This window comes from Methylobacterium soli (assembly GCF_008806385.1).
GTDB classification, from domain to species: Bacteria; Pseudomonadota; Alphaproteobacteria; order Rhizobiales; family Beijerinckiaceae; genus Methylobacterium; species Methylobacterium soli.
In genome coordinates, this window is record NZ_VZZK01000008.1 from 21,847 (window position 1) to 36,737 (window position 14,891).

Below are 14,891 nucleotides of genomic sequence, written 5' to 3' on the forward strand. Positions count from 1 at the left end.
GTCACGCCATGCCGCGCTTCGCCGCCAACCTCACCCTGATGTTCACCGAGCACGCCTTCCTCGACCGCTTCGCCGCGGCGGCGGATGCGGGCTTCCGGGCCGTCGAGTTCCTGTTCCCCTACGCGCACCCGCCCGAGGCCATCGGCGAGCGCCTGCGCCGGAACGGCCTGACCCAAGCCCTGTTCAACCTGCCCCCCGGAGATTGGGCTGCGGGCGAGCGCGGCATCGCGGCGCTCCCGGGCCGGTTCGCGGACCTGCAGGCCGGCGTCGAGACGGGGCTCCTCTACGCCGAGGCGACAGGGGTGGCGCGCCTCCACCTGATGGCGGGCCTGGCGGACCACGACGATCCGGAGGCGCAGGCGGCCTATCGCCGCTCGGTCGCCTGGGCGGCCGAGCGCGTGGGCCGGGCCGGGCTCAACCTCGTGCTGGAGCCCATCAATGCCCGCAACATGCCGGGCTACTTCCTCGACGATTTCGGCGCCGCCGCCGCGCTCATCGCCGCGTTGAACCTGCCGAACTTGAAGCTCCAGTTCGACCTCTACCATTGCCAGATCATGCACGGCGACGTGACCATGCGGCTGCGCCAGCTCATGCCCATCATCGGCCATGTCCAGACCGCGAGCGTGCCCGAGCGCCACGAACCCGGGACGGGCGAGATGAACGACGCCTTCCTGTTCGCCGAGCTCGACCGCCTCGGCTATGACGGCTTCGTCGGCTGCGAGTACAACCCGCGCGCCGGCACGACCGAAGGGCTCGGCTGGTTCACGCCCTATCGCGATGGGGGGACCGCCCAATGAGCCCGCGTGCCCTCGCCCTCGGAGCGGTCGCCGACGATTACACGGGCGCCTCCGACCTCGCCAACACCCTGACCAAGGCGGGCCTGCGCACCGTCCAGACCATCGGGGTGCCGGATCCCGATCTCGCCCTGCCGGAGGTCGACGCCGTGGTGGTGGCGCTGAAGAGCCGGTCGATCCCGGCGGGGCAAGCCGTCGAGCGCTCCCTGGCCGCCGAACGCTGGCTGCGCGAACGCGGCGCGGCCCATGTCCTGTTCAAGATCTGCTCCACCTTCGATTCGACCGATGCGGGCAATATCGGTCCGGTCCTCGATGCCCTCCGGACCGCCGCCGGCGCCCCGATCGCCCTCGTCACGCCGGCCTTCCCGGAGACCGGGCGCACCATCTACCAGGGCCACCTCTTCGTGGGCGCCGTGCCCCTCGACGAGAGTCCGCTCAAGGACCATCCCCTCAACCCGATGCGGGACGCCAACCTCGTGCGCGTCCTCGCCCGACAGACCGCCTCCCCCGTCGGCCTCGTCGATCTCGCGACGGTAGCCGGCGGCGTTGCCGCGGTCGCCTCGCGCCTCGACGCCCTCGCGCAGGCCGGACACGGCGCCGCCATCGCCGACACGGTCTTCGAATCCGATCTCGAGATCCTCGGCAACGCGGCCCTCGCCCACCCCCTCTCGGTCGGGGCCTCCGGCCTCGGCCTCGGCCTCGGCCGCGCCCTGGTCGCGGCCGGGCGCGGCTCCGCCGCCGCCGATGCGCTGCCGGGCGAGGGAGTCGGCGGCCACGCCGCCTGCCTCGCGGGCAGTTGCTCGCAGGCGACCCTCGGCCAGATCGAGGCGGCAGAGGCGCATATGCCGGTGCTGCGCCTCGACCCGGAGCGGATCCTGGCCGGCGAGGCCGCGATCGAGGGCGCCCTCGCCTGGGCGGCGGAGCGCCTCGGGAATGGGCCCGTTCTGATCGCGACCAGCGCCACCCCCGAGGCGGTCCGGGCGCTTCAGGCCAGGCATGGCGGCGCCGAGGCCGGCCACGCGATCGAGGCGGCGAATGCCGCCATCGCGGCCGGGCTCGTGGCCGGCGGCGTGCGCCGCCTCGTGGTCGCGGGCGGCGAGACATCGGGTGCCGTCGTCGATCATCTCGGCCTGCGCGCCTTCCGGCTCGGCCCCGAGATTGCCGCCGGCGTGCCCGTGCTGCGCACGGCGAGCGCGGCCGAACCCATGCTGCTCGCGCTCAAATCCGGCAATTTCGGCGGGCGCGATTTCTTCGCCCGCGCCCTCGACCTGATGCGCTGACCCCAACCGCAAGGACGCAACCCGATGCACGCCCTGATCCTCGGTGCCGCCGGCATGATCGGCCGGCGCCTCACGGACGCCCTCGCGCAATCCGGCAGCCTCGGTGGGCAGGCCCTCGACGCGCTCACCCTCGTCGACGTGGTGACGCCCGCGGTCCCTGACGCCCTCGCGGGGCGCGTCACCGCGCAGGCGGCCGACCTCTCCGGGACGGGCGCCGCGGAGACGGCGATTGCCGGGCGGCCGGACGTGATCTTCCATCTCGCCGCCGTGGTCTCCGGAGAGGCGGAAGCCGATTTCGAGAAGGGCTACCGGATCAATCTCGACAGCACCCGCCTGCTCTTCGAGGCGATTCGCCAGGCCCATCTCGCCGAGGGCTACCGGCCGCGCGTGGTGTTCACCTCCTCCCTCGCCGTGTTCGGGGCGCCGCTGCCCCCCGTGATCGGCGACGACATGATCCTGACGCCAGCGAGTTCCTACGGCACCCAGAAGGCGATGGGCGAATTACTCCTCTCCGACTACACGCGGCGCGGTTTCCTCGACGGGATCGGCCTGCGGCTCCCGACCATCTGCGTGCGGCCCGGCAAGCCCAACAAGGCGGCGTCCGGCTTCTTCTCGGGCATCATCCGGGAACCCTTGGCCGGGCAGGAGGCGGTTCTTCCCGTGCCCGACACCGTGCGGCACTGGTTCGCCAGCCCGCGCGCGGCCACGGATTTCCTGGTCCACGCCGCCGGCATCGACCTCGCGCCCCTGGGCCAGCGCCGCAACCTCACCATGCCGGGCGTCTCGGCGACGGTCGCCGAGGAGATCGAGGCCCTGCGCCGCGTCGCGGGCGAGCGCGCCGTCGCGTTGATCCGGCGCGAGCCCGATCCGGCGATCCTGCGGATCATCGAGACCTGGCCGGAGGCCTTCGCGACCGAGCGCGCCCTCGGTCTCGGCTTCCGGGCCGATCCGTCCTTCGACGCGATCGTGGCGCTCCACATCGCCGAGACCGGCGCCGGCCCGGCCTGATCGTCCGCGCCCGATCCCGCGCGACCAGCGCGGCGCGCGGAGGGCGCGCTACAGGAGCGTGCCCTTGAGGATCAGGAGCGCGACCGAGAAGTAGATCACCAGGCCCGTCACGTCGACGAGGGTCGCCACGAAGGGCGCGGAGGCGGTCGCCGGGTCGAAGCCGAGCCGCTGCAGAATGAAGGGCAGCATCGAGCCCGTGAGCGAGCCGAAGGTGACGATGCCGACGAGCGCCGTGCCGACGGTCGCGGCCACGAGCGGCCAGTGCGGGCCGTAATCGTACAGGCCGGTCTTCTGCCAGATCACGATGCGCACGATGCCGATGATCCCCAGGATCGCCCCGAGGAGAAGGCCCGTCGGAAACTCGCGCAGGGCCACCCGCCACCAGTCGCGCAGCCGCACCTGATGCAGCGCCAGGGCCCGGATCAGCAGCGACGTCGCCTGCGAGCCGGAATTGCCGCCCGACGACATGATCAGGGGGATGAACAGCGTCAGGACGATGGCCTTCTCCAATTCGCCCTCGAAGCCCTGCATGGCGGAGGCGGTCAGCATCTCCGACAGGAACAGCGCGCAGAGCCAGCCGGCCCGTTTCCGGATCATCGTGAAGAAGCCGATATCCATGTAGGGCTCGGGCAGCGCCTCCATGCCGCCGAAGCGCTGCACGTCCTGGGTCTGCTTCGCCACCATGGCGTCGATCATGTCGTCGACCGTGACGATGCCGATGACGTGGCCGACCGCATCGATCACCGGTAGCGCCAGGAGGTCGTATTTCGAGATCAGCCGCGCGGCCTCCTCGCGGCTGGCCGTCGGCGAGACCGCGAGCGGGCGCCGCCCCGGGGCGACGCTGAGGACGTTGTCCTCCGGGTTGCCCGAGATCAGCCGGCGCAGCGGCACCGACTTGGTCAGCGCGCGCGTGCGCGGATCGAGCACGAAGATGGCGTAGATGGTCTCGCGGGTCTTCTCGACGTGGCGGACATGGTCGAGGGTCTGGGCCACCGTCCAGTTGCCCGGCACCGTGACGAACTCGGTGGTCATCAGCGAGCCGACCGTCTCCTCGCCGTAGGCGCTGAGTCTGTCGACGGCGCCCCGCGTCTCGGCGTCGAGGCGCGCGCGCAGGTCCGAGCGGCCCGGCTCCTCGATCTCGCGAAAGAGGTCGGTGACCCGGTCGGCCGACATGCCGGACAGGTAGGAGGCGACGCGGTCGCGGGGCAGCATCTCGACGATGTCGGCGGCGCAGTCGAGTTCCGGCTGGTCGAGCACCTCGACCGCCCGCTCATGCGGGAGCCCGAGCAGGATGGCGGCGGCGACCTCGGGCGCCTCCTCGTTCAGGGCCTCGACGATGTCGGGCGCGCGCTCGTCGGAGAGCCGGGCCGCGAGCACGGCGGGATCGATTCGGGTGTCGAAGGGGGCGATCTCGTTCATGGGCCTCGCCTTGTTTCGCTGGGCTCGCCGTGCGCGTCGGGCCGTAGCCGGCGACGCGCGCGGTGGCCCGCGGCGGGCCTCAGGGGCTCAGGCGGGCGCGCGGCACGGGGCCGGACACGGCATGGACGATCGATCGGGACTGTCGCTGGGCATCGCTATGGCTGTGAGGTCGGCTGCCCGCTGGCCGCCGGGCGGCCGCAGGCGCGCGGGTCGTGCGCCTCGCGCGCGAGACCGTCAAGGCAAATCGCGGATTCGTGGGCGGATGGCGCGTTCGCAAGGCCGCGAGCACCCGGGGGCAGGCTCGGGCGCCGGTGCCCGCGGGCCTGCCTTCGGCACCATATCTCTGAAATCCCGTGCCTTTCGTGCCTCGCAGCGACATCCGGGGAGCCGCCGGCCTCGGTCACGCACGTCCCTATGAGAAATATAAGTGTAGGGCCCGCTTGTATTGTGCCCAACACATCGGCTAGATTCAGTCCATCGTGTTGCAAGGAGAGACGCCATGAAGTGGTCCGCCCCCGTCGTTCAGGAAGTTTGCGTCGGCATGGAAGTCACCAGCTACGAGTCGGCTGAGATCGACACCTTCCACTAAGGCTCTGCTGGCCCTGTTGAGCCGGCAAAGCGCGTTCCATCGTCAATGTCACCAGGAGAGACGCCATGAAGTGGTCTGCCCCCATCGTTCAGGAAATCTGCGTCGGCATGGAAGTCACCAGCTACGAGTCGGCTGAGATCGACACCTTCCACTAAGCTGACGGTCGCGTTCGCGACAGTCTTTCGGGCCGTCGTTCCTCCGGGGGCGGCGGCCTTTGCATGTGAGCTTGCCGGCCGATCGCGGTGGCCGGGGCACGGCGATCCCGATGGAGCCTCTGAATGCAGAGAGCCGGACGGCCAACAGGCCGTCCGGCTCTCTGCATTCGGGGAACGGGGAGCCGCGCGTGCGCGATCCTCAGAGGCGGTAACGGATCTGATCGGTCCAGAACCGCTCCAGGCGGCCGAGCGCCAGGTTGAGGCGCCCGAAATCGTCGTCCGAGATGCCGCCGATCGGCTGGATCGTGCGGGCGTGCTTGTCGTAGAGGCCCTGGATGATGTCGTGGACCTGACGGCCCTTGTCGGTGAGGCTGATGCGCACCGAGCGCCGGTCCGTCTTCGAGCGCGCGTGGTGGAGGTAGCCGGCCTCGACCAGCTTCTTGACGTTGTAGGAGACGTTCGAGCCGAGATAGTAGCCCTTGGTGCGCAGCTCGCTCGCGGTCAGTTCCTTGTCGCCGATATTGTAGAGGAGCAGCGCCTGGACGCTGTTGACGTCCTCGCGGCCACGACGCTCGAACTCGTCCTTGATGACGTCGAGGAGCCGGCGGTGCAGGCGCTCCACGAGGTGGAGGGCCTCGAGGTACGAGCCGCTCGCGGCGCCCGTCTCGAGCGTGGTGTTGGTCTCGACAACCTTGACGGCCTGGGACTTCATCGTGTGCCTCACCCGATTTTGTTGTGCCGGTCACGCCGGTGTCCGGCGCCGCTTATGAAGCGAACCTAGGGGTGGGGGATGAAAGGTGGTTTAAGCGACAGGATGAATTCGCGATTTACTTCTGTAGGTAAATGCAAAATGAAGCGGTGTTCGTAACCCTCCGTTTACCGGATTTCCCGCGCCGCTAGCCAAGACAAAACGAAGTAGATTGCAATGATACTTGCCTGCGCGGCGATCAGGGGCAGCGGCATGGGCAGCAATTGCGGCGTCAGCACTGCCAGCGTGAGTGCAGAGGTCGCGGCAAGAAGCCAGACGACACCACCCCAGGCGCTCGTCAGCCAGAGGCCGACCGCGGCGGTCAGGTCGATCACCGCGAAGTAGACGATCACCGTCTGGCGCCCCACGGGCTCGGTCTCGAAGGCCCGTGCGCCCGGCACCACGTCGAGGATCGAGGCCCAGGAGAGCACCCCCTTCGCCAGCCAGGCGAGCGCGGTGATGCGCATGAACCAGACGAGCAGCGTGTCCCAGGTCGTCCTGGGCGCCGCCGCGCTGCGCTCGATCCGGTCGCTCGACAGGTCGCCGACGCTGCCGCGCCGGAGCTTCAGGGCGCCGCGCATCTCAGGCGAAGCTCGGCTCGGGCCGGTCCGCGGGCCCGAAGGCCGCCGCGATCCACGCCGGATCCACCGCATCGAGGCTGGCGGGCCGCCAGTCCGGCGCGTTGTCCTTGTCCACCAGGACGGCGCGCACGCCCTCGAAGAAATCGTGCCCTTCCATCACCCGCGTGACCAGCCGGTACTCCGTCAGGATCGCGTCCGGCAGGCTGAGGCCGGGGCCGCGCCGCATCTGCTCGCGCGCGATGCAGAGGCTCGTCGGCGAGCGCGTGCGCAGGAGCGCGGCGGTCTCCGCCGCGAAGCTCGCATGCGCCGAGGCGGCGACGTCCAGGCGTCCGAGAATATCGGTCACGCTCTCGCCCGAGAAGCAATCATCGATCAGCCCGCGCTCCCGCACGAGCGGGCCGGCCGGCGGCGGCGCGGCGGCCAGGCCCGCGAGGACGCCGTCGATGGCCCGGCCCGCCGCGAGCCCGTCGAGGATCGCGTCGAAATCCGCCGCCTGCGCGTGGTGGGTCGCGAGCCCGACCGCGAGCGCGTCGCCGGGCCCGATCCGCGCGCCCGTGAGCGCCAAATAGGTCCCGGTCCGCCCGGGCAGGCGCGGCAGCAGGTGGGTCGTGCCGACATCGGGGAAGAAGCCGATGCCGACCTCCGGCATCGCGAAGCTGTAGCGCTCCGAGGCGACCCGGTAGGGCCCATGCACCGAGATGCCGACACCGCCGCCCATGACGATGCCGTCGATGAGCGCGACATAGGGCTTGGGGAAGCGCGCCACGGTGGCGACGAGGCCGTATTCCCCCTGCCAGATCGCGTACAGGTCCCGCTCGTTCCCGGCCCGGGCGCATTCGTAGATGCGGCGGATGTCGCCGCCGGCACAGAAGGCTCGGCCGCCGGCGCCCCGCACCGCGACACGGGTCACCGCCGGATCCGCCGCCCAGGCCTCGAGCTGCGCCTGCATGGCCCGGATCATTCCGAGCGAGAGCGCGTTCAGAGCCTTCGGGCGATTGAGGGTGATCAGGCCGAGGGGGCCGCGCCGCTCGAACAGGATCTCGTCCGCCGCCTCGTCCGTCATGGTCCGCATCTCTTCCATCGCGCGCCGGTTAGAGACGGGGAGCCCCCCGCCGTCAACCGGAGGGTTGGCGACGCCGCAGGCCGGGCGGGTTTCGCCCTCATTTGCGAAGTGATAGGCCCGTGCGGCGACGCGCGCTTTCCAAGTCACGTCTTCAGTCACGTCACGCGAGAGACATCGCAAGCCATGTCGAACGACACGCCTCAGCCCCGCCCGCTTGCCGTCGAGACCGCGCGGGAAAGCGCCCGCGCCGAGGGCCTGAAGATCACGCAGCGCCCCCGCCGCAACCGCAAGGCCGAGTGGTCGCGCCGCCTCGTGCGCGAGCATACGCTCACCGTCGACGACCTGATCTGGCCCCTCTTCGTGATCGAGGGCGAGCGCCGGCGCGAGCCGATCGCCTCGATGCCCGGCGTCGAGCGCCTGAGCGTCGACGAGATCGTGCGCGAGGCCGAGCGGGCGGCCCGCCTCGGCATCCCGGCGGTCTCGTTCTTCCCCTACACGGAGAAGGCCCTGCGGGATCCGACCGGCTCCGAGGCCCTGAACCGGAACAACCTGGTCTGCCAGGCGGTGCGCGCGGTGAAGCGGGCGGTCCCGGAGATCGGCGTCATGACCGACGTCGCCCTCGACCCCTATACGAGCCACGGCCATGACGGGATCCTCGAGGACGGCGCCATCCTCAACGACGAGACCGTGGCGCTCCTCGTGGAGCAGAGCCTGATCCAGGCCGAGGCCGGCACCGACATCATCGCCCCCTCCGACATGATGGACGGGCGCGTCGGGGCGATCCGGGCCGGCCTCGACAAGGCCGGCTTTCGCGACGTTCAGATCATGGCCTACGCGGCGAAATACGCCTCGGCCTTCTACGGCCCGTTCCGCGACGCCATCGGCACCCAGGCCGCCCTCGTCGGCGACAAGCGGACCTACCAGATGGACCCGGGCAACGGCGCGGAGGCTTTGCGCGAGGTCGCCCTCGATCTCGACGAGGGCGCCGATTCCGTGATGGTGAAGCCGGGCCTGCCCTATCTCGACATCATCCGGCGCGTGAAGGACGCCTTCGGCGTGCCGACCTTCGCCTATCAGGTCTCCGGGGAGTACGCGATGATCGAGGCGGCCGCCCGCAACGGCTGGCTCGACGGCGATCGCGCCATGGTCGAGAGCCTTCTGGCCTTCAAGCGGGCGGGCGCCGACGGCGTCCTCACCTATTACGCGCCGCGCGTCGCCGAGCGGCTGCGCGCGAACGCGTGAGCCCGCGCCGCGTCCGCGCCTGCCTGCTCGCCGGCGCCCTCCTGGGCTTCCTGACGGGGCTCGCCGCCTGCGAGAGCGCGGTGGAGCGCCAGCGCGTCACCCTCTGCCGCCGGGCGGTGCCGGCCCTCGCCCCGACGGAGACCGACCTCGCGGTCCTGCGCGCCGGGGCCGGGCCGGCCCCCGACACGGTGCGGGTCGATTACCGGGTCGGGAGCCGCCCGCGCTGGGCGCTCTGCCGCTTCAATGCCGGCGCCGAACTCCTCGGGATCACCACGGACCAAGGGCATCTCAACGGGGCCGCCCTGTACCTGCTGAAGCGCTACTACCTCGACACGCCGGACGCCGAAGCGAGCGACCCGGCCCGCGCCGACGGGGCGCGCTGACGGACCGAGGGCGGGCCCGGTCGCCGCCGGGCCCGGGGGCCATCTTGAGGGCCGACAGCCGGCTTCCTACCTCATGCGCGGCGGCTCATCGCCTTGCAGGACCTGACGGCCATGCTCAATCCCCCGCCCGGTTACGCCGAGCGCCTCGACACGCCCGGCTACTTGCCCCCGACGACGCTGCCGATGGTGCGCGCCAGCCTCGGCGCCAGGACCGTCGCGTATCTCCTCGACATCCTGTTCATCTTCGGCTTCTCGATCCTGCTCTGGCTGGCGATCGCGGTGCTCGGGGTAATCACCTTCGGGCTCGGCTGGACGCTCTTCGCGGTGCTGCCGGCGAGCGGGATCCTGTACAGCGCGATCACGGTCGGCGGCGCGCGCCAGAGCACGCTCGGCATGCGGATGATGGGCTTGCGGGTCGTCGCCCCCGAGACCGGCCGGCAGGTCGACTTCATCACGGCGGCGGTGCACGCGCTCTTGTTCTACGTCGCGGTCTCGACCTTCCTGCTCTGGTTCGTCGACATCGTGTTCGGCTTCGCCCGCAGCGACCGGCGCCTCGGCCACGACCTGCTGCTCGGCCTCGCGGTGGTGCGCGGCTAGAGCGTACGCTTCCGCGCGCCGAATTTCTGGCGCGCGGGCCCATCCAGGCAGTTGAGCGGAGCCGTGGCGGCGCTACACTCCTGCGCTCGGCACGGGTCTCCGCGCCGGCCCCGAAGGCAACGTGAAGCGTGACGAGCCACCCGCGCGATACCCCCCAATTCTACCTGACCGCCCCCTCGCCCTGCCCCTACCTGCCGGGCCAGGAGGAGCGGAAGGTCTTCACCCACCTCGTGGGACGGCGCGCGCGCGATCTCAACGAGATCCTGACCCAGGGCGGCTTCCGCCGCTCGCAGACCATCGCCTACCGGCCGGCCTGCGAGACCTGCCGCGCCTGCGTCTCGGTGCGGGTGGTGGTCGATGATTTCCGGCCGACCGGGAGCCAGCGCCGCATCCTCCAGCGCAACGACGACATCGTCGGCAACCCGGAGACGAACCGGCCGGCCTCCGAGCAATACGCGCTGTTTCGCCGCTATCTCGACGCCCGCCACGGCGATGGCGGCATGGTCGACATGACCGTGCTCGACTACGCCATGATGATCGAGGACAGCCACGTCGACACGCATCTGGTGACCTACCGCCGCCGCGGCCCCGACACCGCCATCAATGGCCGCGGAAGCGGCGGGCCGGTGGCCCTGTGCCTGACGGACGTCCTCGCGGACGGGCTCTCGATGGTCTACTCGTTCTACGATCCGGACGAGGCGCACCGCTCGCTCGGCACCTTCATGATCCTCGACCATATCCGGCGGGCACGCGCCCTCGGCCTGCCCTATCTCTATCTCGGCTACTGGGTCGAGGGCTCCCGCAAGATGGATTACAAGGCCCGCTTCACGCCGCAGGAGCGGCTGCTGGCGCAGGGCTGGGTGCGGGTGGAGTGACCCCGCCCCAGCGCGAACCCGGCTGCCCCGTGAGGCGCCGGGCCCTCATCCTCGGAACCGCGCGATGATCTGCGCCCGGATGGTCCGGGGCGCGCCGGGCGTGATGTTGTTGTCGGCCGTATAGATGTAGCGCCGGTCGAAGATGTTCTCGGTATTCACCTGGGCCCGCACCGAGTCGCCCCTCTCCGCGCCGCGTTGAGCCGGCCTGCGCCGCATGCTAGAGCGCTCTCCGCCGAGCGGGTCACTGGTTCGGCGCAAGAGAGCGCGTCACATCAAGGACTTAGTGTCGTCCCCGATCGCCGCGATCGGACACGAGACTGGCGCGCCTCCCGTTCACCTGCACCGCATCAAGAGCCCGAGGCGTCCCATGATCCCCCGTTACAGCCGCCCCGCGATGACGGCGATCTGGTCACCCGAGACCCGCTTCCGGATCTGGTTCGAGATCGAGGCCCACGCCACGACGGCGCTCGCCGAGATCGGCGTGGTGCCCAAGGAGGCCGCCGACACGGTCTGGCGGAAGGGCCGCGACGCGGTCTTCGACGTCGCCCGCATCGACGCGATCGAGGCGGTGACGAAGCACGACGTCATCGCGTTCCTGACGCATCTCGCCGAGATCGTCGGCCCGGATGCCCGCTTCGTGCACCAGGGCATGACCTCGTCCGACGTCCTCGATACCTGCCTCAACGTGCAGCTCGTGCGCGCGGCCGATATCCTGATCGCCGATGTCGACGCCCTGCTCGCCGCCATCAAGCGCCGGGCCTTCGAGCACAAGCTCACCCCGACGATCGGGCGCTCGCACGGCATCCATGCCGAGCCGGTCACCTTCGGGCTGAAGCTCGCGCAGGCCTACGCGGAGTTCGAGCGCAACCGGGCGCGGCTCGTGGCCGCCCGGGCGGAGGTCGCCACCTGCGCGATCTCGGGCGCGGTCGGCACCTTCGCCAATATCGATCCACGCGTGGAGGAATACGTCGCCAGGCAGATGGGCCTGACGCCGGAGCCGGTCTCGACCCAGGTGATCCCGCGCGACCGCCACGCCATGTTCTTCGCCGCGCTCGGCGTCGTGGCCTCCTCGGTGGAGCGGCTCTCGATCGAGATCCGCCATCTCCAGCGCACCGAGGTGCTCGAGGCCGAGGAGTTCTTCTCCGAGGGCCAGAAGGGCTCCTCGGCGATGCCCCACAAGCGCAACCCCGTGCTCACCGAGAACATGACCGGCCTCGCCCGCATGGTGCGGGCCTACGCGCTGCCCGCGATGGAGAACGTGGCGCTCTGGCACGAGCGGGACATCTCCCACTCCTCGGTCGAGCGCATGATCGGGCCGGACGCCACCGTCACCCTCGATTTCGCGCTGGCGCGCCTGACGGGCGTCATCGACAAGCTGCTGATCTACCCCGCCAACATGCAGAAGAACCTCGACCGGCTCGGCGGCCTCGTCCACTCGCAGCGGGTGCTCCTGGCGCTGACGCAGGCCGGCGTCTCGCGCGAGGATGCCTACCGGCTGGTCCAGCGCAACGCGATGCCGGTCTGGCGGGGCGAGGGCGACTTCCTGGCCCTGCTCAAGGCCGACCCGGAGGTGACCGCGGCCCTGAAGCCGGAGCAGATCGAGGAATGCTTCGACCTCGGCTACCACTTCAAGCACGTCGACACGATCTTCCAGCGGGTCTTCGGCGCGAGCGCCTGACGTACCGTTTTCGGGCGCCGGCTTGACGCCGGCCCTCGCGGCCACGATCTCCCGAGGTGCGGATTCAAGTCCTGCGCCTTGGGGTTTCGTCGTGCTGATCGACCGGATCCTGGAGAAGGCCTTCGCCGTCAGCGGCCTCGGCGGCCGCCTGACGGTGACGACGGCGAGCGGCTACCGCTTCCACGCCGGCGACGACCTCGGCCCCGAGGCCGCGATCCGCTTCACCGACGCGGCGGCCGAGCGGGCGCTGCTCCTCGACCCCGAACTGCGCTTCGGCGAGCTCTACACCGACGAGCGCCTGCTGATCGAGCGCGGCACCCTGCCAGACTTCCTCGCCGTGCTCCTCGCCCGGAACCACGGCTCGCCGCCGCTCTGGCCGGTGCGCGGACGCGGGCTCGCCCGCGCCCTCCGGCGGCGCCTCCTCGACCGCAACGATCCGGCGCGCGCCCGGAGCAACGTCGCCCAACACTACGACCTGGATGAGCGGCTGTACGGCCTCTTCCTCGATCCCGACCTCCAATATTCCTGCGCCTATTACGCCGAGCCGGATATCGGCCTCGACGCCGCGCAGGCCGCCAAGAAGCGCCACATCGCCGCCAAGCTCCTGGCGGGGCCGGGCTGCCGGGTCCTCGATATCGGCTGCGGCTGGGGCGGGCTCGGCCTCTACCTCGTGCGCGTCGCCGGCTGCGCTTCGGTGCGCGGCATCACCCTGTCGCGCGAGCAGCGCGCCGTCGCCGCGCGCCGGTCCGCCGAGGCGGGCCTGAGCGACAGGGCCGCGTTCGTCCTCGAGGATTACCGCGCCACCATGGGCCGGTTCGATCGGATCGTCTCCGTCGGCATGTTCGAGCATGTGGGTCCGGCCCATTACGACGCCTACTTCCAGGCCTGCCGGGCCCGGCTCGCGGAGGATGGCGTGATGCTCCTCCACACGATCGGGCGCACCGGGATGCCGGCCGCGACGAATCCCTGGATCACCCGCTACATCTTCCCGGGCGGCCACCTGCCGACGCTCTCGGAGATCATGCCGCCGATCGAGGCCGCGGGCCTGATGCTCGCCGATGTCGAGGTCCTGCGGCTGCATTACGCCGAGACCCTGCGGGACTGGCGCGCGCGCTTCCTGGCGCGGCGCGAGACCGTGGAGCGCCTCTACGACGCGCGCTTCGGCCGGATGTGGGACTGGTATCTGGCGAGTGCCGAGGCGGCCTTCCGCTACGAGGATGCGGTGGTGTTCCAGCTCCAGCTCACCCGGCGCAACGACGTCGTTCCGCGCACCCGCGCCTATATCGCGGAGGCGGAAGCGCGCCTCGCCCGGGCGGAAGCCGGGTTGCGCGCCCATGCCTGAGCGGCCGCCCCCGGGACTCCGCCGGCGACCAGCACGAATCCTGCACCCGGGGCGATCGCGCGAGCCGCCCGGAACCCCGCTTGCCACCCGGATTGTCACCGAACGCACTTGCGCCGGCCCCGGTGCCGATGCTTGGAAGGGATCCGGCGCACGCGGCCGAGTTCTGCCCTGCCGAGTCCCGCTCCGAGGAGAAATCATGTCCCGCACCGTGTACCTCAACGGCAGCTTCGTTCCGTTGGAGGAGGCCCGCATCCCGATCATGGACCGCGGCTTCCTGTTCGCGGACGGCATCTACGAGGTCTCGGCCGTGCTCGACGGGCGGCTCGTCGACAATGAGGCCCATCTCGCGCGCCTCGATCGGTCCCTCGGCGAGATCGGCATCCGCAATCCCTACCCGACGGCCGAGTGGATCCGGCTCGAGACCGAGCTGGTCGCGCGCAACGACCTCAAGGAAGGCCTGGTCTACATGCAGGTGACGCGCGGCGTGGCCGAGCGCGATTTCGCCTTCCCGCCGGCCGACACACCGCCGAGCGTGGTGATGTTCACCCAGACGAAGTCGATCCGCGGCAATCCCCTCGCGGAGACCGGCGCCAAGGTGATCACCGTGGAGGATCTCCGCTGGAAGCGGCGCGACATCAAGTCGGTGGCGTTGCTGGCCCAGGTGCTGGCCAAGCAGGCGGCCGCGGCGGCGGGCGTCGCCGAGGCCTGGATGGTCGAGGACGGCTCCGTCACGGAGGGCTCGTCCTCGACGGCCTTCATCGTCACGACCGACCGGCGCATCGTGACGCGCCCGCTCTCGACCGCGCTCCTGCCCGGCATCACCCGAGCGGCCGTTCTTCACCTTGCGGCCGAGGCGAACCTGACGGTGGAGGAGCGCCTGTTCTCCGTGGAGGAGGCCTACGCGGCTTCGGAAGCCTTCTACACCAGCGCCTCGGCCTTCGTGATGCCGGTCGTGTCCCTCGACGGCCGGCCCATCGGGGCGGGCCAGCCCGGCCCCCTGACCCGGCGCCTGCGGGAACTCTACATCGCGATGGCGAAGGGCGCGTGATCCGCGTCCCGCGGGCTCCCCTGCCGGAGCGCGACGGGACGCCCGCAGGAACGGATTCCGCAGGCAACGGTTCCTTCCGGACCAAGAGG

17 protein-coding genes are annotated in these 14,891 nt (G+C 70.7%); 12 read left to right on the top strand and 5 right to left on the bottom strand.

Annotation, left to right across the window (positions count from 1 at the left end; genetic code table 11):
• Positions 1-8: 8 nt before the first annotated feature.
• From otnI to denD, 3 genes are read left to right on the top strand one after another with little or no spacing between them, the layout of a single operon-like run.
• Positions 9-797, top strand: coding sequence for a 2-oxo-tetronate isomerase (gene otnI, locus F6X53_RS09455; protein ID WP_150999778.1), 789 nt, complete (start codon positions 9-11; stop codon positions 795-797).
• Positions 794-2,074 (top strand): 3-oxo-tetronate kinase, encoded by a 1,281-nt coding sequence (gene otnK, locus F6X53_RS09460; protein ID WP_150999779.1) that lies wholly within the window; start codon positions 794-796, stop codon positions 2,072-2,074. Before otnI ends, otnK begins: the two co-directional genes overlap by 4 nt.
• 24 nt (positions 2,075-2,098) lie before the next feature.
• On the top strand, positions 2,099-3,082 hold the full coding sequence (gene denD / locus F6X53_RS09465; RefSeq protein WP_150999780.1) for a D-erythronate dehydrogenase: 984 nt from the start codon (positions 2,099-2,101) through the stop codon (positions 3,080-3,082).
• Between the two features lie 48 nt (positions 3,083-3,130).
• Here the strand turns inward: denD and mgtE are convergent, their stop codons facing one another.
• Positions 3,131-4,501, bottom strand: coding sequence for a magnesium transporter (gene mgtE, locus F6X53_RS09470; protein ID WP_150999781.1), 1,371 nt, complete (start codon positions 4,499-4,501; stop codon positions 3,131-3,133).
• Between the two features lie 499 nt (positions 4,502-5,000).
• Between mgtE and pqqA (F6X53_RS09475) the strand changes: the two genes are divergently transcribed.
• Together pqqA (F6X53_RS09475) and pqqA (F6X53_RS09480) are read left to right on the top strand one after the other, a co-directional pair.
• Positions 5,001-5,090 carry a pyrroloquinoline quinone precursor peptide PqqA gene (pqqA, locus tag F6X53_RS09475; protein ID WP_109888205.1) on the top strand — a complete coding sequence of 30 codons (90 nt, stop codon included), beginning with the start codon at positions 5,001-5,003 and terminating at the stop codon, positions 5,088-5,090.
• Between the two features lie 65 nt (positions 5,091-5,155).
• Positions 5,156-5,245, top strand: coding sequence for a pyrroloquinoline quinone precursor peptide PqqA (gene pqqA / locus F6X53_RS09480; protein WP_150999782.1), 90 nt, complete (start codon positions 5,156-5,158; stop codon positions 5,243-5,245).
• A gap of 199 nt (positions 5,246-5,444) precedes the next feature.
• Here pqqA (F6X53_RS09480) and ldtR read toward each other — a convergent pair whose 3' ends face one another.
• The 3 genes from ldtR to F6X53_RS09495 all read right to left on the bottom strand — a co-directional run bounded on the left by ldtR (position 5,445) and on the right by F6X53_RS09495 (position 7,637).
• Positions 5,445-5,957 carry a transcriptional regulator LdtR gene (ldtR, locus tag F6X53_RS09485; protein WP_150999783.1) on the bottom strand — a complete coding sequence of 171 codons (513 nt, stop codon included), beginning with the start codon at positions 5,955-5,957 and terminating at the stop codon, positions 5,445-5,447.
• Positions 5,958-6,121: 164 nt separating this feature from the next.
• Entirely contained in the window at positions 6,122-6,574 is a 453-nt protein-coding gene (locus F6X53_RS09490; protein WP_150999784.1) for a DUF6163 family protein, read from the bottom strand.
• 1 nt (position 6,575) lies between these two features.
• Positions 6,576-7,637: an enoyl-CoA hydratase/isomerase family protein gene (locus F6X53_RS09495; protein ID WP_150999785.1), complete on the bottom strand. Its 1,062-nt coding sequence runs from the start codon at positions 7,635-7,637 to the stop codon at positions 6,576-6,578.
• Positions 7,638-7,820: 183 nt separating this feature from the next.
• Between F6X53_RS09495 and hemB the strand changes: the two genes are divergently transcribed.
• The 4 genes from hemB (at position 7,821) to F6X53_RS09515 (ending at position 10,734) form a co-directional block, all read left to right on the top strand.
• Positions 7,821-8,879: a porphobilinogen synthase gene (gene hemB, locus F6X53_RS09500; RefSeq protein ID WP_150999786.1), complete on the top strand. Its 1,059-nt coding sequence runs from the start codon at positions 7,821-7,823 to the stop codon at positions 8,877-8,879.
• Positions 8,876-9,262 carry a hypothetical protein gene (locus F6X53_RS09505; RefSeq protein ID WP_238296199.1) on the top strand — a complete coding sequence of 129 codons (387 nt, stop codon included), beginning with the start codon at positions 8,876-8,878 and terminating at the stop codon, positions 9,260-9,262. Before hemB ends, F6X53_RS09505 begins: the two co-directional genes overlap by 4 nt.
• 111 nt (positions 9,263-9,373) lie before the next feature.
• Positions 9,374-9,859, top strand: coding sequence for an RDD family protein (locus tag F6X53_RS09510; RefSeq protein WP_150999787.1), 486 nt, complete (start codon positions 9,374-9,376; stop codon positions 9,857-9,859).
• 128 nt (positions 9,860-9,987) lie between these two features.
• Complete coding sequence (locus tag F6X53_RS09515) at positions 9,988-10,734, top strand: arginyltransferase (RefSeq protein WP_150999788.1); 747 nt, start codon at positions 9,988-9,990, stop codon at positions 10,732-10,734.
• 45 nt (positions 10,735-10,779) lie between these two features.
• On the opposite strand, the gene F6X53_RS32285 is transcribed toward F6X53_RS09515, so the two are convergent.
• Positions 10,780-10,950 (bottom strand): hypothetical protein, encoded by a 171-nt coding sequence (locus tag F6X53_RS32285; RefSeq protein ID WP_191970783.1) that lies wholly within the window; start codon positions 10,948-10,950, stop codon positions 10,780-10,782.
• Between the two features lie 151 nt (positions 10,951-11,101).
• On the opposite strand from F6X53_RS32285, the gene purB reads away from it, so the two are divergent.
• The 3 genes from purB to F6X53_RS09530 all read left to right on the top strand — a co-directional run bounded on the left by purB (position 11,102) and on the right by F6X53_RS09530 (position 14,802).
• Entirely contained in the window at positions 11,102-12,412 is a 1,311-nt protein-coding gene (gene purB, locus F6X53_RS09520; protein WP_150999789.1) for an adenylosuccinate lyase, read from the top strand.
• A 97-nt stretch (positions 12,413-12,509) separates the two neighbouring features.
• The gene (locus F6X53_RS09525; protein WP_373875885.1) at positions 12,510-13,754 is read left to right on the top strand and encodes a class I SAM-dependent methyltransferase; all 1,245 of its coding nucleotides are present in this window, start codon (positions 12,510-12,512) and stop codon (positions 13,752-13,754) included.
• A 196-nt stretch (positions 13,755-13,950) separates the two neighbouring features.
• The gene (locus F6X53_RS09530; RefSeq protein ID WP_150999791.1) at positions 13,951-14,802 is read left to right on the top strand and encodes a D-amino-acid transaminase; all 852 of its coding nucleotides are present in this window, start codon (positions 13,951-13,953) and stop codon (positions 14,800-14,802) included.
• The last annotated feature ends 89 nt before the right edge of the window (positions 14,803-14,891 follow it).